This is a genomic window from Desulfoluna sp. HI9BLuna, from assembly GCF_056829775.1.
In genome coordinates this window covers 4,648,470-4,667,038 of record NZ_CP186555.1, presented here as the reverse complement: position 1 = coordinate 4,667,038, position 18,569 = coordinate 4,648,470, and the positions used below count along the sequence as shown (strand labels likewise).

The 18,569-nt window shown below is 61.6% G+C and carries 15 protein-coding genes; 9 read left to right on the top strand and 6 right to left on the bottom strand.

Features of this window, described 5'->3' with window-relative positions; all coding sequences use genetic code 11:
* Window positions 1–3: 3 nt before the first annotated feature.
* From ACOYW0_RS19125 to ACOYW0_RS19085, 9 genes are all read left to right on the top strand, one after another.
* Window positions 4–1,221, top strand: a complete 1,218-nt coding sequence (locus tag ACOYW0_RS19125; RefSeq protein ID WP_482415380.1) for a DUF6519 domain-containing protein — start codon at window positions 4–6, stop codon at window positions 1,219–1,221.
* Between the two features lie 6 nt (window positions 1,222–1,227).
* Complete coding sequence (locus ACOYW0_RS19120) at window positions 1,228–1,632, top strand: hypothetical protein (protein ID WP_482415379.1); 405 nt, start codon at window positions 1,228–1,230, stop codon at window positions 1,630–1,632.
* Window positions 1,633–1,922: 290 nt separating this feature from the next.
* The gene (locus tag ACOYW0_RS19115; RefSeq protein ID WP_482415378.1) at window positions 1,923–2,888 is read left to right on the top strand and encodes a hypothetical protein; all 966 of its coding nucleotides are present in this window, start codon (window positions 1,923–1,925) and stop codon (window positions 2,886–2,888) included.
* A 166-nt stretch (window positions 2,889–3,054) separates the two neighbouring features.
* Window positions 3,055–3,849, top strand: a complete 795-nt coding sequence (locus ACOYW0_RS19110; RefSeq protein ID WP_482415377.1) for an eCIS core domain-containing protein — start codon at window positions 3,055–3,057, stop codon at window positions 3,847–3,849.
* A complete protein-coding gene (locus ACOYW0_RS19105; protein ID WP_482415376.1) occupies window positions 3,840–5,105 on the top strand; it encodes a prolipoprotein diacylglyceryl transferase family protein in 1,266 nt (421 codons plus the stop codon). Before ACOYW0_RS19110 ends, ACOYW0_RS19105 begins: the two co-directional genes overlap by 10 nt.
* Before the next feature lie 195 nt (window positions 5,106–5,300).
* Window positions 5,301–6,719, top strand: coding sequence for a HEAT repeat domain-containing protein (locus ACOYW0_RS19100; protein WP_482415375.1), 1,419 nt, complete (start codon window positions 5,301–5,303; stop codon window positions 6,717–6,719).
* Complete coding sequence (locus ACOYW0_RS19095; RefSeq protein WP_482415374.1) at window positions 6,698–7,330, top strand: CPBP family intramembrane glutamic endopeptidase; 633 nt, start codon at window positions 6,698–6,700, stop codon at window positions 7,328–7,330. The genes ACOYW0_RS19100 and ACOYW0_RS19095 overlap by 22 nt, the downstream gene beginning before the upstream one ends.
* A 303-nt stretch (window positions 7,331–7,633) precedes the next feature.
* Window positions 7,634–8,863, top strand: a complete 1,230-nt coding sequence (locus tag ACOYW0_RS19090) for a type II secretion system F family protein (protein WP_482415373.1) — start codon at window positions 7,634–7,636, stop codon at window positions 8,861–8,863.
* A 44-nt stretch (window positions 8,864–8,907) separates the two neighbouring features.
* Window positions 8,908–11,439 (top strand): DUF748 domain-containing protein, encoded by a 2,532-nt coding sequence (locus ACOYW0_RS19085; RefSeq protein WP_482415372.1) that lies wholly within the window; start codon window positions 8,908–8,910, stop codon window positions 11,437–11,439.
* A 19-nt stretch (window positions 11,440–11,458) separates the two neighbouring features.
* Here ACOYW0_RS19085 and ACOYW0_RS19080 read toward each other — a convergent pair whose 3' ends face one another.
* The 6 genes from ACOYW0_RS19080 to gspN all read right to left on the bottom strand — a co-directional run bounded on the left by ACOYW0_RS19080 (window position 11,459) and on the right by gspN (window position 18,561).
* Window positions 11,459–12,385, bottom strand: a complete 927-nt coding sequence (locus ACOYW0_RS19080; protein ID WP_482415371.1) for a tetratricopeptide repeat protein — start codon at window positions 12,383–12,385, stop codon at window positions 11,459–11,461.
* Window positions 12,386–12,513: 128 nt separating this feature from the next.
* Entirely contained in the window at window positions 12,514–12,906 is a 393-nt protein-coding gene (yidD, locus tag ACOYW0_RS19075) for a membrane protein insertion efficiency factor YidD (RefSeq protein WP_482415370.1), read from the bottom strand.
* Window positions 12,899–14,623, bottom strand: a complete 1,725-nt coding sequence (gene gspE, locus ACOYW0_RS19070; protein WP_482415369.1) for a type II secretion system ATPase GspE — start codon at window positions 14,621–14,623, stop codon at window positions 12,899–12,901. The genes yidD and gspE overlap by 8 nt, the downstream gene beginning before the upstream one ends.
* Window positions 14,623–16,764, bottom strand: a complete 2,142-nt coding sequence (gspD, locus tag ACOYW0_RS19065; RefSeq protein ID WP_482415368.1) for a type II secretion system secretin GspD — start codon at window positions 16,762–16,764, stop codon at window positions 14,623–14,625. Before gspD ends, gspE begins: the two co-directional genes overlap by 1 nt.
* 42 nt (window positions 16,765–16,806) lie before the next feature.
* Window positions 16,807–17,688, bottom strand: coding sequence for a type II secretion system protein GspC (gspC, locus tag ACOYW0_RS19060; protein WP_482415367.1), 882 nt, complete (start codon window positions 17,686–17,688; stop codon window positions 16,807–16,809).
* Window positions 17,689–17,697: 9 nt separating this feature from the next.
* Window positions 17,698–18,561 carry a type II secretion system protein GspN gene (gene gspN, locus ACOYW0_RS19055; protein WP_482415366.1) on the bottom strand — a complete coding sequence of 288 codons (864 nt, stop codon included), beginning with the start codon at window positions 18,559–18,561 and terminating at the stop codon, window positions 17,698–17,700.
* Window positions 18,562–18,569: the final 8 nt, after the last annotated feature.

The window sequence follows — 18,569 nt, the reverse complement described above, 5'->3', positions numbered from 1 at the left end:
AGCATGGGCAATTTTTCACGAAACACCTTTGATCGGCTCAACCGTTACGTGGGGGTCCGCCTGCAGCAGGGGGTTCCCCTGGTGGACGCGGACTGGAACGAGCAGGAGGATATCCGCAAATACGAGCTCCAGGCCTTTCTCAAATGGTTCGCAGGCAACGGCGTTCCCCAGGGCAACGACGGCTTTGAAATCCTCTCGGCCTCGGGAAGGCAAAACGATTTTGTTATCCGGGGGGGCGACGGCACCGCAGAAGGCGCGGGCCGCTGCCTGGTGGAGGGTATGGACGTCATCAACGTCTCCAACATGCGCTTTTCCCACCAGCCCCTGTTCAACGCCCCGGCCCTGGCAGAACGGTGGGGGGTCGACCCCGTCGCCCCCCTGACCACCCCCCGCAATGTCCGCACCGACACGGTCTACCTGGATGTGTGGGAACGGGAAGTGGACAGCGATGAGGACGGCGCCCTGGTCAACCCCGCCATCGGCCTGGAGACCTGCGTGCGCCTGAAGCGCGAATGGGCGGTGCGCGTGGCCGAAGGGAGCCTCTTTCCGCCCAACCCTGCCGCAGGCCACGCCTTCTACCCCATTGCCCGCCTCAACCGCCCGGCGGGCAGGGCCACCATCACCGGAGATCACATCGCAGACCTTCGGGCCACCGGGATTCGCCTGACAAACCTTTCGGAAGAGATCCGGGACGCCCGGGGCATCAAGGGCAACATCGGCAACCGCCTTGACGAGTCCCTCACCAAGGGAGGCCAGCTCCGGCACCACGTGGTGGGCAACGATCAGGTCCGGTCCGACGCGGCCATTGATGAGTCCAAAATCGCCTTTGCCGCAGGCGGCCACGACCACAGCGGCGAAGACAACGGCAAGCCCATCGGCACCGAGGGGCTTGCCAACGGTGCGGTTACCCGGAAAAAGCTGGGCATCGACCTGGTGAACAGCGGCAGTGTCATGGACCTGATGCCCGAGCAATCCGTCACCCAGCTGGTGGAAGCCAACGTGGATCCCCTTGTGGGCATCAAGAAACTCTACATGCAGTGCGTGGCCATCACCGATGTCACGGAGGCGGGCAAAGCCGAGGTGAGCAGCGAGTTCATCTACACCTCCCGGGAGGACCAGAATGCCTACGACGTCAACATTCGCTTCACCAACATCCGAAACGGGCCCAGCAACGAAAAGGTCGACCTCATGTGGTACGTCTACACCTTTGCGGAGGACTAACACCCCATGCCCCAAAAAAAATTGATCTGGAAAGCCTTTGAACGTGCTGGTATCCTGGATTCCAAAGATGAAAAAATCCTGAAATTTCTCGACTTTCTCAAGCACACCCCGGTGTCCTGCTGGATCGAGGTGATCCCCGAGTTCCGCAAAGACCACGAGGCGTGCTTTGACGCCATTGTGCCGGTGCTGGTGGAGATAGACGACCCCCTGATCCAGAGCGTCCTCGTCAAACACGCGGACATGTCCCAGCCCAGGGAGCGTGCCCTGGTCCGAAAAATGGCCGATGCCGTGGACCCGGAACGCCACCCGACCCTCATCAAACAGCTCGCCCGATTCAACGACCCGGAAACCAGCAGACGCCTGCAACGCAGAAACCTGCCTGCACCCCTGGCATCGTTGATTTCAAAATAGTCGGTCCCAAAAGCGTGCCTCCGGCAGGGCCGTCGGAGGCCTTTTTTGAGCTGAATAGTTACCACAATCACGTTTATTCTCCATTGGTCGCCCTTCGTTCGGGGCGCCGCCGTCGCGTGGCCGTTGGTTCGTGCCGCCGCGGGAAAAGGCGGGCTCCCGTACCCACCCGGAAGTACAGGGTTAGGAGGGGATGGGGAGTGCGGGGGGAAGGTCCCCGGCTCCCCGGATCCTCCGAAGGGACGATGCGCTGGCGCCCCGAACGAAAGGCGATCAATGGATCAGGAGCCTTGATGTCTTCTGTGTTTTCCATCCGCGGAACCTACCGGGACACGCTGGTTGACGCAGGGCGCCGGGTACTGCTTGACGGCGGCTGGCGGTCCAACCAGATTGTGTCCGGGTGCTTCACCCTCCTTGCCGCCCTCATGAAGGGGCATCAACAGGCGCGGGGAATCCTCAGCCTTGCCGTGGGCACCGGGGACAAAGGCTGGGACGGCCAGCCGCCTGCCCCGTCCCCACAGGACACGCGCCTTGCCCGTGAGTGCTGCCGAAAAACCCTCAGCCCGTCGGATCTCGCCTTCCTCAATCCGGACAACCGCCCGGTGTCCGAACCCACCAGCTGCCTTGAAATCAGCGTCCGTTTCACCGCAGGGGAAAGGGGAGGCAAAAACGGACTCCGCCTCAGGGAATTTGCCCTCTTCGGCGGAGACGCCACGGACGAAAAGGACAGCGGGGTGATGATCAACCGGGTGATCCACCCCCGCATCGACCTTGCCCCCGGCACCACCCTTGTCCGCACCCTCCGCCTCGATTTTTCCGGAGAATCGTTCCAGGAAAAGGCATTGGGGACCTTCGGAGCGTCCCTGCCCCTCCAGGGCATCGACGGCATCGGCAAGACCTATGAGGCTGCCCTCACGGCCAGGGGAATCCACACCCTTTCCGATCTTGCCCGGGTGGTCCCCGGCGAGCACACCGATGCCGTCCCCTCGGGAAAGCTCCTGGAGTTCCGCACCAAGGCGCGCATGATCCTGAATTTTCCCCCGTCTCTGTCCGCTCTCTCCGGTACGACCAGCCGCCCCCTAGGCGACCTCATAGCCGGGCCCCCCGAGGCCCTGGGCACCCTGTTGAAGACGCCCGAAAACACCCCGGGGAAGGCCCTGGAGCTGCATCAGGCCCTGATGTCCCTTCAGGTGGCCATGACCGACGATGCCTTGAAATCCATCACCATAAACGACCTGACACCCCCGTCAGGGGACTGATCCCATCCCCAGGGAGATCCTTTTGACACCCAAAACACGCCGCCGTTCCAAGGGCACACGCTCCCCGAGCCATGCCAAAGACACGCAACCACTCGTTGCAGCTCACGGACCCACCGATGCCCGTGAACAGGTAAGACGATGCCTCGGAAACAGAACCATGGAGGCCATGGCCCACCACAGCCATCCCCTTGCCTCTGAGCTGGGGGACGGGGCTCCCCTGAGCGGAGAGGTCAGGGCCCGCATGGAGTCGGCCTTCAACGCCAATTTTTCCAACGTGCGCGTCCACACCAGCGCCCAGGCCGCAGGGGTGGCAAAAGCCCACGACGCCTTTGCACTCACTGCAGGGCAGGACATTGTCTTTGACACCGGCACCTACCTCCCCGGACATCCGGCAGGAAAGGTGCTCCTGGCCCATGAGCTGGCCCACACCCTCCAGCGGGAGTCACAGCCGGAACCCAAGGGGCACCCACTCCCCACCAGGCATGAGGCAACCGTGGAGGCTGAGGCCAACCGCCATGCCTTCGGCGCCTTGAAAACCCTCTGGCACGGTGTCCGGGACATCTCGTCCCATGTGGCTCGTCACGCAGGGCCAACCGTTCGCTCCGGCATCCGGCTCCAGCGATGCACAAGCTCCCACCCGCCCCTGAACCCGCCCGCCTTCTTAGGGCCCCACTCACGGGAAACCTTTGACCGGATCAAGGACATCATCGAGTCGGGGGATTTGTTGAACAAAGCCCTGGTGGCCGGGCCCCTGGTCGCCCTGTTCACCAGCACGCCCCTTGAGGTGGCGGCCACCGGTGGGTATCCCCTGGACGTGCAGGCCGAAGCCGTTGCCGCGGTGCCCGTCATCGTCCGCGCACAGATCCAAAGGGAGATCGTCCGGCTCCTGACCCAACACGGAAATGACCTCACCCACGAGGAGCGCACATACTGGGAGCGCATCTACGACCAATGCATGTAATCATTGAACCCTCCGAGCCATGCCTTGCCTCCTGGGACCGCCGCGTCTCGCCCACCCTCACCGTCCTCGGCAAACGCATCCCGGTTTTTCATGCCTTCGGGACCTTGGGGGCCGGTGCGGCCCTCCTCCTTGCCACGGGGCTGACCCATTGCCTCGGCCTCTCCCTGAACGCCATCCTCTTTCTCATGGGCCTTGCGGTTTTCTGCTTCTGGATCCACAGCCTCGCCGTAAGAATCCTGACCCTGAAAGAGACCTTCGTCTACCTGCGCCATGTGGTGACCCTGGTGCCCGTCCTTCTCCTCTCTGGCATGGCCCTGGGCCTCTCCTCTTCCCTGGCCCATGCCGAGGTGGTCATGCTGGCCGTGGGCCTGCTCCAGGCCACGGGGCGCTTCGGGTGCTTCATGGCGGGATGCTGCCACGGCAGGCCCCATGGCTGGGGCATCTGTTACGGAGATGGCCATGTGGCTGCAGGGTTTCCCGCATACCTAAGGGGTGTCCGACTCTTTCCGGTCCAGGCCGTGGAGGCCTTCTGGAGCTTTTTGTGCGTGGCCACAGGCTCCGGCCTGCTGCTGGCCGGTTTCCCCCCGGGCAGCGGCCTCTCCTCCTACCTCGTGCTCTACGGCCTGGGCCGGTTTTTTCTGGAATTCTACCGAGGGGATACGGCGCGGGCTTTTCTGGGCCCCTTCTCCGAAGCCCAGTGCCTCAGCATGCTGCTCATGCTCGGCGTCCTCCTTGCTGCAACCACCCAGGCCATCCCGTTTTTTTCCTGGCACGCCCTGGCCTGTGCCGGGCCGGCTTCTGCAGGGTGCGTCCTGGCCGTAAGCCCTTCGCACCGCCAGACAGCCCGCCTGTTTCGCCCGGCCCACGTCAAGGAGCTGGCCGCACGTCTTTCATGGTTTGGCGAGGAGGCAAAGGACCCCTCCCCGTCCGACGGGACGAGCCAGCCCGCCATCGTGTTGACGGCCACGGGCTCCGGTATCCGGATCTCCACCGAATCCCTTGCCCACGAAGGCAACCCCATCTCTTACATCGCCTTCTCCTCCCAGGACCACGTTCTCTCACATCATGACGCCCGCAGGCTCGCCCGCCTCTGCTTGAGGCTGGTCAAACAGCCCGCCGCCCTCCTGTTCGAGGGACGGCCGGGAATCTTTCACCTGCTGGCTGGAAATCTTGCCGTCATTTCAACCATGGCCGACACCAGCAGGCTCCCCCTCACCGAACCGTCTCGCCAGAACACCCGGGCAAAACACCCGTAAAGGCTGAAGCGGCCGGTCTTCATCTCTTTTCTGGGCACCCCATGGGCACGACCGCCATCGGCACACCACAAGCCGATGGGGGAACGTGCCTTTTTTTTCGCGAAAAAGCGTGCCATAGTAGGTCATCGGCGCGTCCCGTCTCTGCCCGACAACCATGACCAGCCTTGATAGCGACCTCAAAAACACCGGATACCGATGAAACGATACCTGACATCCGCAGCCTCATGCATCCTGGCCCTTGGCCTGTTCCACCTGGGGGCCACCTTCTTTGTCCGGGGGAGCAACCTCTTTCTCCTTGAAAAAACCCGGGCCATCGCAGAGGCCGGTTTCCTTGCCCTGCCCAACCCGGTCACCCAACCGGCCCTTAACAGCTGGGAGGCGGCCCTTTGCGGGGCCATGTTTTTCACGGTCACTTCCGGCGCCTTTGCCCTTGCAGGCGCCCTGGTGGCCCCGTTTCTTTACCGACAAGGGATTCTCTCCCGAAAAACAGCCACAGGCCTCCACGGGATCTTTCTGGTGGGCTGCCTTCTCAGCCTGGGAATCCGCTCTGAAACCTCTCCCCTTCTCCTGGGCACTATCGGCGCTTACCTCGTGCTCCTGCCCAAAGGAACACAAGCCACAGAGCCCCGCCTTAAGCCATTTCTGTTCCACACCCTGATTCCCCTGGCCCTTGCCCTCTGCATCGCAGGAACCCACATGGTCCTTCCCAGGGGGTTGTTCAGCGGCTTCCGGGACGCCTTTCTCTTCGACAACCCGGCGGGGAACACCGTGCGTCACTTTTACTATACCTACACCCTCTTTCCCGCCGAGGCTTTCAAGGCCATGTCCCAGAAGAGCCAGCTCACACTGACCCTCGAAGGAGAAAGCCCAGAGGCCCTTTCCGCCATCAGGCGCCTGGGGCACCTACCCCTGCCCGGCGGTCCCACGGATTACACCCTCAAGCCTCAACGGGACACCGTAACCTTTGAAAAATCCGGTGCGACCCACACCGTTGCGGCCCGGGACTTTTTCCGCAAGCCCGTCAAAGCCTTTCGGGCGTTTTCGGCAATGGCCGATCCCTTCGGGCCATTGCGCAGCCTCACCTGGTTTTCCCTGTTCACAGCCTTTCCCCTGCTCTTTTATCTTCTCTTTCACACCTCGGTCACCCTGGCCCTGGGCTTCTTTTTGCCATTGCCCACGGCAACGCGCGTCGCCACCGTGACGGTGGCATCCTGCGCGCTCCTGTTCGTGGCCCTCCTTGCCGTGGGGCTCTCCCTTCCGGACAGCACCACCCGGGCCCTTGACGCCCTTTCCCGGACAAAAACACAGAAAACCACCGCCGGAGAGGTAATCTCCCGGGCGGCCGCCCACCCAAGTACCCTTGTGCGGTACCGGGCCGCCCTGGCTGCACCACGCATCCGGGATCCCCGCCTCAGGCGACACATCCTCACCACACTCTCCCGGGACCCGGACACCAACGTGGTCTGCCAGGCCCTGGGAGCCATGGGGCAGACAAAGGACAGCACGTACCTCATCCCCCTGGGAGAGGCGGTGCGCACCCGCCCGGAATGGTACGTTCAATGGTATGGCTACCGGGCCATGGGGAGGCTGGGATGGCACCAGAACCCCAAATGACCAGAAGCTTTGTTGCCGCCTTCCTTGTGCTCCTGCTGGAGGCGGGCGGGCAAAGCCTTGCCCCCGTGGCCTCTCCCCTTGCCCTCATCCTTGTCCTTCGAATCGTCCAGGGCACGGTCATGGTTCTCCTGCTCAGGGACCGGTTTGTTCGGGGCGACCTGGGGCGACTCTCTTTCGAGGGCCTTACCCAGGCCACAAAACGGGGCGTCGCATGGTGCCTGGGGTTCGGTGCCGTTGTGGGGGCAGTGGCCCTGGTTCTCGCTGTTGCGGGCATCAACCCCCTGCACCTGGTCAGGATGCACCTGCCCCGGAACCCGTCCACCCTGGCCCTCTTCTTTGTCACGGGCTGCCTGGTGGCCCCCCTGGCCGAGGAGTTGTTCTTCCGTGGCATCGTGTACCGCCTGCTTCGCCCCATGGGGGTAATCCCGGCCGTTCTCATCAGCACCCTTGTTTTTGCTGCAGCCCACGCCATGCATGGGGTGGTTCCCGTCACACAACTGGCCGGGGGGATTCTCTTTGCCGTCGCCTTTGAAAAAGAGGGTCACCTGGCCGTGCCCGTCATCATCCATGGGGCGGGAAACACAGCGCTCTTTACTCTTTCTCTTATATAAGGCATCATGGACGAAATTTGTCGGGCCCTAAAAAAAGGGGCCTATACGCAGATTACGGCCGTTTCAAAGACAGGCAGGAACCCGCGATACATAAGGGTTCCGGGTTGCAGGAGACCACCTGTCAGACTAAAAAAACGCAACCCAAACCCACATACCGACACATATCACCGTTGAGACGACATGCAGCAATTCGCCGCTACCCGGCCCCCTTTCCCCCGTCACGGTGACACAACGGCCTTAACGTCGTGCAACCTCGCCTTTTAAAGGCGCCACAACGATCACAGGTGATCCAAGTACTGAGCCATGCCACTTTTTGAATACAGCGCCCTCACAGACAAGGGAAAAACAACCACGGGCATCATGGACTGCGACAGCGCCCAGGCTGCCCGCCAGAAACTCCGGGCCGGGCGTCTCTACCCGGTGAAGGTCACCGAGGTGTCCGACCGCAGCATCGCCTCGGGCCGGTTCAACCTGAACCGCATCGGCGCCCTCTTCAGCCGGGTACGCCCCAGGGACCTCACTCTGGCCACGCGCCAGCTTGCCACCCTCATCAACGCCGGATTCACCCTGGTCTCTGCCATCGACACCCTTATCCACCTGGTGGAAACACCCCGCCTCAAGCAGGTCTTCTCCCGCATCAAGGACAGCATCGAGGAAGGGAGCAGCTTTGCCGAGGCCCTCTCCTCCTATCCGGGCATTTTCAGCCCCGTCTTTATCAACATGGTCATGGCCGGAGAGGCGTCGGGCACCCTGGACGTTGTCCTGGAACGCCTGGCCGAGATCGGCGAACGCCAGCTCTCCCTGACAAACCGCATCCGGGCCGCCCTCACCTACCCCTTTCTCATGACCTGTATCGGGGTGCTTATCCTCTATTTTCTCATGACGATTATCGTGCCCAGAATGGCGGGGATCTTCAACGACATGGGCCAGGCCCTGCCGCTGCCCACACGCATTCTCCTGCGCAGCGGGGAGATCCTCGGTACGTTCTGGTGGGTTTTTCCCCTGCTGTTGATCCTTACGGTCGCCGCCTTCAGACGATTCAAGCAAAAGGAAAAGGGAGCCATGCTCATCGACAGATGCCTGCTTCGCCTCCCCGTTGCCGGTGACCTTGTGCGAAAAGTGGCTGTCACCCGTTTCTCGCGCACCTTAGGCTCCCTGCTCACCAACGGTGTCTCCATGCTCACTGCCATGGACGTGGCACGGAACGTGGCGGGCAACCTGGTCCTTGCCGAAGCAGCGGCCGGTGCGGCCGGGGAAGTTGAAAAGGGAGGAGATCTGGGAGACGCCATGGGCCAGTCCGGGGTCTTTCCGCTGCTGGCCGTGCAGATGGTCAAGGTGGGGGAAAAAAGCGGCAAGCTGGAAGAGATGCTGGGGCGGGTAGCCGATGTCTACGAAGGAGAAGTGGAGTCGTCCCTGGAGAGCCTCACCTCCATGATCGAGCCGGTTATTATCCTGGTGATGGGTGCCACCGTGGGATTCATTGTCCTCTCCATCTGCCTGCCCATTTTTTCCATGAACCAGCTCATCGGATAGGGCGGACACAGCCAAACCAAGCCACAGACTCAAACGGTAAGACATTGAAACAATTGCGCCAGATCAAATCCACCGTTAAATCCCGGGGCGGCATCATCACATCCGTGTCGGCCCTTGTTATCCTTCTCTTCGTGTCCGCCGTGCCTTTTGCCATCAAGCATGGAGCGCTCTTCTGGCTCACGTCCAATGGCATGGAGGCCCGCATCGACAATGTGGACGTGAACCTCTTTGCCGGCACCCTGGTGGTGGAAGGGGTGCACCTGCGCGCCCAAAGCGGCGAAGCGTCATCCCTGGATCGATTTGGCGTAAACCTGGCCATGACGGACCTGGTGCGTAAACGGCTGCGCATCCAATCCCTTCACATCGATGGGCTGGACCTTACGGTTCGACAAGACACGTCCCTTGTGGCAGGCGGGTTACTCATTTCCACGGGTGAGCCCGAGGTCAAGCCCCCGGCCCGGAACGACAAAAAGAACAAAACACCCTGGCATGTGGGCGTGGATACCTTCACCGCACGAAACACCTCGGTGAACCTGTCCCTTCCCAAACTGGACCTGGCCATTGCCCTGGAGGACGCCTCCCTCACCGGCCTTTCCACGTGGAAACCCGAGCAGGTATCACGCCTTGAGATCACCGGAGCCCTCAACAAGAGCCCCCTGCTCGTCTCCCTGGATCTTGTCCCCTTTGGCCCGGAAACCTCCGTGCAGGGCGGGGTCCAGCTCACCGACTTTGCCCTTTCGCCGTTTTCCGGGCTGGCTGCACCCCGGGTCGCCGCCCTGGAAGGCGAGCTGACCGTTGACACCCGCTTTACCATCACCCAAGCCCCTGAAGCCGGGACCACCCTCAGCCAGACCGGGACCCTTTCCCTCTCCCATGTCGGCGGCCACCTTACAGACCCGGCTGTCACCCTCCGGGATGCGGGCATCACCTGGCTCGGAGATGTCTGGGTCGCCCTGGACAAAGACGGCTCCCTCACCGACCTTCGAACCCTGGGTTCCCTGAGCAACGGCAAGCTTGATATCGCCTACCCCGAAGGGGGAATCCGTGTTCGCCACGAAGGCATTGTCTGGGACGGCGAGTTGAGTTTTGACCCATCACGCAAGGACGGCCTTACCGCCCGTGGCAACCTGAGCGTCAGGCAGGCCCTTGCCTCAGACAGCGAAACCGACGTGAAGATCGCCTCCCTGGCCCACTTTTTCGCCTACGATATCAAGGCAAAGGGCCTTGCCGACATCCGGGTCCCCCATATTTCCCTGAAAAAACTCGCGGCCCTGCCTCCCTTGTCCGAGATCGGCTCCGTGGACATCACCGGCATGGCTCTGGAAGAGCTCAGCCACCTGCGGGCCGAGACCTTTATCATCGACGATGTGGTCACCACCCTGGTAAGAGACCCGTCGGGACGGCTCACCTTCTTCAATACCCTCAACAGCCTGACGGCGTTCCACTGGGGTGACTCCGCCCCCGCTCCGTCCGAGGCCGAGGTCCCGGCCACCCCACCCCCGGCCCCCAGGCCCATCGTGACCGCAAAAATCAACACCTTCCGCATCTCAGGCTCCCCTTTCCTGCACCTGACGGACCGAAGCGTCAGGCCCGTTTTTGAAAAGGGGGTCACCCTCAAACGGCTGGAGATTCAGAACATTGACACGGCAGACCCGGACAAGGACCTCCCCTTGAGCCTCGTTGCCGAGCTGGACACCTACGAAACCCTCTCGGTCACCGGAACCGTGAGGCCCCTGGCACATGATGTCTCCGCGCACCTGGAGGCCCGGGTTGCCAACATCAACCTCTCCTCGCTGTCGCCTTACAGCTCCCAGACACTGGGCTACCTCATCAAGCGGGGAAGCTTTACCGCGGACTCCACCCTGGATATCGACGCGGGCATCCTTGATGTCAGAAACCAGCTGACCCTGCGCAACCTCAAGCTGGTCCCGGACGACGAAGACACCGCCCACCAGACCATGAAAAATCTCTCCATGCCCCTGGACTACGCCCTCTCCATCCTGGAGGACGGCAACGGCACCATCAGCCTCTCCATTCCGGTCCACGGAGACATCCACAACCCGGATATCAGCCTGAACAGCATCATTCAGGTGGCCATGACCAAGGCCATCACCACGGCCTCGGTCTCCTACCTCTCCTTCCTGCTCCAGCCCTACGGGGCCTTGCTCATGGTGGCTGAAAAAGCAGGAGAGATGGTCACGGAAATCCACCTGGACTCCGTGGGCTATGCCCTGGGAGCAACGGAGCCCAACCCGGAGGGCCTCGAATACCTCAAGGTGGTGGCCGGGCTTATGAAGAAAAAAGAGTTCCTGAACCTCACCGTCTGCGCCAACGCCGTGGCAGACGACCTCGCCGCCCCCGAGGCACCCAACGGGGAAACACCGGAAAATGCCGACGCGTCTGAGGCCCCGGCGCCTCCGGCCCGGGAACGCTACATGGACCTGGCACAGCAGCGCGGCAGGGCCATCCGCCACATCCTGGCCAGAGAGGGCATCGCACCGGGGCGCATCCATGTGTGCCGCCCCGATTTCACCGTCTCCGCACAGAAACAACCGGAAGCCGAGCTGACGCTCTAACCAAACTTTTCAGATGGGATTAATAGGGAATGGACAGGGTCAGGCCGAGGCAGGAGTCGGCTCCTTTGCGCTCGAGTTCGCCACCCCAGTGGCGCATTTCGTTCCAGAGGCTTTCGCGGCTCTGGCGGTTCTCTTTCAAGGCCCCTGTGTAGGAGCCGTGGATGCTTCCGGAGTAGAACCCGAAGCCCACAAAGGCGATGAGGGCCCCCAGGGCGTTGTTGCCGTCGTCAAAACTCTCGGCAGCGGCCAGCCCCAGGGTGACATTGAGAAGAAAGGCCACGGCAGCATCTTGATAGCGGCCGAGATAGAGGTAACCGCCCCCGGGGATCAGGGCGAGGCCCCCTGCCAGGGCAGGTGATTTTTCGGGCAGGGCCTTAAACTGTTCCAGGCTGTTCAGGATGCCGTGGTACCCGCACTCCCCGTCCACATGACCCGCGGTGGCTTTAAAGGCGGCTTCCGCCCGGGGCAGGTCCCCCATTTCCAGACGGGTCCAGGCCATGCGGGTAAGGATCAGGCGCTGGGCGTCTTCATCTCCCTGGGTTTCAATCCGAAGGTTGTTGAGGAGGATCACTCCGGCCGAAGGGTCCCCTGACCGTGTGTGGCACTGGGCTTCCATCACCCCCGCTGCCAGGGCCAGGGGGGAGGCGTCAAACCGGGTACGAAAATCGGCAAAGGCTTTTCGGGCCTGCGGGTACTGCCCGCCTTCATAAAAAGAAAGAGCCCTGCCGTAATGGGCGGCGGCCTGGTGATCGCCCTTGGGGAAGAAATGGATGAACCGGGAGAATTCCGCAGCGGCCTGGGGGTAGTCCCCTTGCTCAAACAGGCTGCGGGCGTAGGAAAACTGGGCGTCTTCATCGATGGTGAGGGTGCCTGCCACCGAAGCGGCAGCGGTGAGGCAGACAAACAACAGGCCGAGGAGGCCTGCCCAAACAACAGGGTACTTCATGGGGTTACATGGCTCCTTTGTCCATGGGTTCGGTTCAAGAACGGGCAATGACATGACGTCTATTGTTACAGCCGGGCTCAGAAAAAGACAAACACTGCCTCCGACGGCAAGGGGTGCCACCTTTCAGTTTAATCCCACCCCTCAAAGTGCATGGGCAGCTCAGGCTCTTTTTTCTCTTCTCCCCCGTCCTTCCACCAGAAATCATTGGCCGACACCGGATCCCAGGCGTGTCGGTGTCCCCCCACCACCACCTGGGGCAGCCGCTTGGTATCGTTTCCCCCGCACCGTATCAACCGATCACAGCTGAGCATGGCGCCTTTGAGAGGGCCGTGCTTTTCCACGGCTTCTCTGGCATAGCGGGCGCAGGATGGCACGTGGCTGCACCGATTGCCGTCCGCCGACGAAATCACCGACTTGAACAGCGAGTAGATCAGGGGACTCTCCCCGCTGTCGGCAACGGCCACTCCCGGCGCGAGCAGGCAGATTGCTGCCAGGGCAATCAGGTATCTTCCCCTAAGCATGGGTCACCCGCAGCACCTCTTCGAGGGTGGTCTCCCCCTTCAGGGCCCGGTCGATGCCGTCCCGCCTCAGGGTAACCATCCCCAGGTTCACGGCCTCGCCCTTGATGAGGTTGGCGTCGGAGGTCTTGACCATGATGCCCTTGAGGTGCTCGTCCACTTCAAGGATCTCAAAGATGGCCATACGCCCCTTGTACCCGGTCTGGAAGCACGCTTCGCACCCCACGGCACGGTAAAAATTGCCCGCTGCGGCGCTCTCCGCGTCGATCCCGGCCCGCTTCAGCAGCTCGGGGGCGGGGTGAAAGGGCTCTTTGCATAAGGGGCAGAGCTTTCGCACCAGGCGCTGGGCGACGACGGCTTTGATGGCCGAGGACAGGAGAAAGGGCTCAATGCCGATGTCCACCAGGCGGGTGATGGCGCTGGCCGAGTCGTTGGTGTGGAGGGTGGAGAACACCAGGTGGCCGGTTAAGGCGGACTGTACGGCGATCTCGGCTGTCTCCCGGTCCCTGATCTCCCCCACCAGGATCACGTCAGGGTCCTGGCGGACAATGGACCGGAGGCCCCGGGCAAAGGTGAGGTCGATCTTCCGGTTCACCTGGATCTGCCCGATGCCCTTGAGCTGGTACTCGATGGGATCTTCGATGGTGATGATGTTCTTGTCCGGCGAGTTGATGGCCGAGATGATGGCGTAAAGGCTCGTGGTCTTGCCGCTGCCCGTGGGCCCGGTGACCAGGATAATGCCGTTGGGGTTCTTGATCAGGCGCCCGATGGCCTCGTAGGTCTCCTCGCCCATGCCGAATTCGGAAAGGGTCAGAAGGGAGCCCGACTTGTTCAACAGTCGCATGACCACGCGCTCTCCGTAGGTGGTGGGCACGGTGGAGACACGGATATCCACGTCATGCTCGCCGATGCGCACGTCAATGCGCCCGTCCTGGGGAAGCCGTTTCTCCGCGATGTTAAGCTTTGCCATGACCTTGATACGGGAGACCAGGGCCGACTGGATCCAGCGCGGCGGCGTCAACAGGTCGTAGAGGATGCCGTCCACACGGTACCTGATCTTGAAGCTGTCCTGATAAGGCTCGATGTGGATATCGCTGGCCCGTGCCTTGATGGACTGGGAGATCACGTGGTTCACCAGCCGGATGATCTGGGACTCGCTGGTATCGTCCAAGAGGTCGGCGGTCTCTTCCATGTCGGCCAGAATGTCGCTGCCGCTCTCTTCAATATCCTGGACCAGCTCTTCGGCCGAGCCCCGGCTCATGTCATAAAAAGTATTGATGGCCGACAGGATCTGGCCGCGTGGGGCCATCACCTTTGTGACAGGCCCGCAGGCAAGGCGCTGCACCAGGTCGTCGGCAGCCTGAAGCGCGCAGGGGTCGTTCATCACCAGGCGGATATCGCCCTCCCCGCCCTCCGGCATCAGGGGCACCATGTAGTGCTTTTTTAAAAACTGAATGGGGACGGTCTCGGTGAACCCCGCGTCCATGCCTGCGGTATCCAGGGTTTCGAGCATCTCCATGGCGTACACCTCGGCAAGGACCGACAGGAACTTCGTCTCGCTCAGGACCTTTCGTTTCAGCAGCGCCTCTCCGTAATGGATGCCCTGGGTTTCGGCGTAGAGGAACACCTCATCGAGGAGGTCCTCCTCCACGTTGTACTTGGAATGGATAAGCTCGGCCACCACCTTGCGGAAGGGGCTCACAGGCACAATGGACACCATCACTCGCCCCCTTGGTCATCCGAAGGCGCGTCCACCTGGGGTGCCTCCTCGGGAGGCTTGACTCCGTTGCCCTCCGGCTGGTCGGAGCCTCCCCCTTCATGGTCTGCACCCAGGGTAATCACCGCCTCGGTGCGGTCCATTTGAGCCGGCGATGTTTCCTTGGGAACCTCTGCCTCCTCGGCCTGGGCCTTCTCTTCGGCGGCCTCAGCCTCAGGCGGAATATCGGAGCGGCGGGATTTCTCCTCCAGGGCCCGTTCTTCCGCATCGTTGTAAAGCTTGATGTTGCCCTCGCGCAGGTCGTCGATACGCTCGCGCTTGTCCACCATGATGCTCTCGGCATCATGACGGCTGCTCACCACCCGGGGGGTGAGAAAGACGTAGAGGTTGGTCCGGCTGTCCGTATCGGACATGGCCGAGAAGAGGTACCGGATCACCGGGATGTCTCCCAGGCACGGCACCCTGTATTCGGTTGAGTTCAGGCTCTTGTCGATGAGGCCGCCGATGACGATGGTGCTGCTGTCTTCCACCACCACGGTGGTGTCCACCTTCCGCTGCAGAGTGCTGGGCTGGGACGTCAAATCACCCAGGACCCGGCTGGTTTCCTGGTAAATCTTGAGCCTCACCCTTTTGTCCTCGCTCACCTGGGGGGTGATCTTCAGGGTGATGCCCACGTCCTTGTATTCAAACTGGTTGTACTCGCTGTCCCCGCTGCTGGACTGGGTAAGGTACGGAATCTTGGCCCCCACCACGATGCTGGCTTCTTCGTTGTCCAGGGTCAGAACCTGGGGGGTGGAGAGGATCTGGACGTTGGAGTCCTTTTTGTAGGCAGTGATCAAGGCACCGAGGGAGGGAAACTTCACCCCGCCCACCTCAATGGCCTCGCTGAAGACCCCCAGGGAAAACCCGTTGGGAAACTTGCTCACCCCATCGGTGGAGGCCCCGGCAAGGTTCCCCAGATTGGAGAAGCCGCTGCCCCCGTCAAATCCGCCGCCGTAAGCAGCATCCCGCCCGTTGATGGTGGTATCGTTGCCCACGGTCCACTCCACGCCCAGGGCGCGGTCCGCGTCCACGTTCACCTCCATGATAAGGCACTCGATGTAGACCATCTTCCGTGGGATATCGAGTTTCTGGATGATCTCCTCCAGAATCACGAAGTCGCTCTTTTCTGCCATGATGATGAGGCTGTTGGTGGCCTTGTCCGCGATGATGTTCACCCGATCCGAGGCGATGGCCGCCTTTTTGCCCTTGTCTCCGTTGGTGGCCTTGCTGGAGAGGTTCTGGAGCACCTTGGCCATGTCCTCGGCCAGGGCATTTTCCAGATAGATCACGTGGATGCGCTCCTTGCCCCGGGGCACTTCGCGGTCCAGCATCTTCACGAGCTGGATGATCTTCTCCGTGGAGCCCTTGCCCGCCAGGATGATGATGGTGTTGGTACGCTCATCGGCCACAAAGGAGGCCTTGGACGAGGCCTTGTTCTTGGAATCCTGCTTGAAAACGTTGCCGAGAAGGGTGGTGAGCTGCCCGGCATCGGCGTACTCCAGGGGCAGGATGGAGATCTCCTGGCCCACCCCGGTGATGTCCACGCTGTTGACGATCTTCATGAGCCGGCTGATGTTGGAGGCAAGGTCCGTGATGATCAACGTGTTGGTGGGCTTGTAGGCCATGATGGAGCTGTTGCGGGAGATCAGCGGGGCCAGGAGTTTCTTGAGCTCCGTGGGGTCCGCGTACTTCAGGGGCACCAGCTGGGTGACGATGTTGTCGGAGCGGTCTGTGGCTTCGGACTTCAGACGCGTTGCCACGCTCTTTTTCTGAGCGTCGCGAGCCGGGATGATCTTCACCAGGGTCCCGGAGGGCACTGCGGAGAACCCGTAAACATCCAGCACGGATTCAAACACGTGGTAGGCCTCGTCCACGGAGATCTGTCCCGGAGAGATCACCGTCACCTTGCCGGTGACCTTGCGGTCGATAATGAAGTTCTTCCCGGTCATTTCACTGACGTATTTAATGAAGACACGGATATCCACATCGTTGAAGTCGATGGAGACGGTCTCTTCCGCAGGGGCCGGAGCCTCCTGGGCCTGAGCCGACGGACACCAGGCCAGAAGAATTCCTGCCAGTGCATATGCCGCAACACATCTCATTGCCCTTTTCATACTCATCCTTGTCCGGTCCTTTTGGCGCTTCTATTCAATGGTATATTCAATGGTCTGTATCTGACCCATCCGCTTGATCTCTATTTTGACTTCGCTGGCCGACTTGAGGTTCCCGTAAAGGGACATGGCGTCATCCACCGACTCGATCTTCTGTCCGTCCACCCCCATGATGACATCCCCGTTTCGAATGCCCATCTTACGAAAAATCGAATCGCTCTTGATGCCGCTGATGGCCATCCCTTCGGGCTGTCCGTTGCGAAAATGGGGTTTGATACGGACATCTTTCATGAGGCTGCTGATGTTCATCATGGCGTCGTCAATGGTGTCCCGCCTCAAGTTCACCTTCTTGGTGATGGATGCAGGGGGCAGGTTCCTGCCGTTGCGGCCGGAAGACCCGTTCCGGGTAGATTGCCCCGCGCCCTTGGCCGTCTCCATCATCAGCACCTCATCCCGCCCCTTGTAGCTCACCACCACGCGGTCCCGCAACACAAGCTTGATCACAGCCTCCTGCACCCGGTCTCCCACCTTGAACAGGTCCTGCTTTCGTGTGACCTCGTCCTCGATGATGGCCCGGGTCACGGCATCGCCGCCCCCGGAGATGGTCCCCCAGAGCTTCAGCCGCAGCCGCGTCTCGGAGAGGCTCTCCACATCAATGGCCGCGGGCCCTGGCTTGTCATCCTTGCCGGGCACCACCAGGTCGAAGAGGTTGCGGGTCAGGATATCCTCGTAAAACGACAGGGGCTTTCTCTGCTGCTGGACAGCGGGCCCCGTGGAGACGATGCCCCCTCCCCGGCTCTGCGCCTCCGGCAGGCCGACCCGCGCTGTGACGCCCTGGTAAAACAGGCTCACGCTTACGGCCGCGATGGCCGACAGGAGAAAAAGGTGCACGGCTGTAAATGCTCTGTCCGTCATAACACTACCTTATCTTAGGGAGACCCTGGGATTTGCAAGGGTCCCGCTGATTCGAAGGGGGATACGCCCCCGCTTCAACATATTGGGGTCCACGAGCATGGACACGGGCAGGCGATCGGAGAGTTCCTTGACAAACCCGGGGTCGGGGTTCAGGGTGCCGCTGATGTTGATGCGACTCGATGCCGGTCGGCTCGAAAGGCTCACGGTCCCTTTGAGTTCGGCGTCCACCTCGGTGCCTTCCACGTGGATCCGGCTAAAGGTGACCTTGGGTCCGGCCACCTCCACATCCACCTCAACGGAGGCAAATTCCAGTTTATCCAGGGGAATGAGGGGATCCTTCAATTCAACCGTCACATTGGACAGGGTCAGCTGACCCGTGCCCTTGGCCGCCTTGTCGCGGGAAAGATCCAGGGTACCGTCTCCCCGCCCTGTTAAGGCAAACTCAATGGGAATCCGGTCTTTCAGCAGCGGCAGGACCGTTGAAAGGTCCATCCCCTCCAGGCGCCCTGCAACGCGGGTCCATCTACCGGTGCCCAGCTTGACGCGTCCATCGCCTATAACCTTTCCACCGAAAATCGTCGCCTTCATCCCGGCCCCCGGCTGTGAGGTCACCAGGGTAAACAGCGAGGGGGTCACCCGGATATCCCGGACCGTCACCGGAGCTTTTCCCGGCAGTGTCAGGGCCGCTCCCTTGACCTTGAGCCCCAGGGGAAACGCCGGAGAGACGCCCTCCACGTTGACGGTGGCCGGGGCAAGCCGTTGGCGGGCATGGGCCTCCATCAGGTTCTCGGCAAACTCGCCCGGAAACAGCACCCAGAGAAACACAAAGAGGGACGCCAGGGTCCAGAGGGCGTAGAGAAAAAAAGTCTTCATCAGGATTC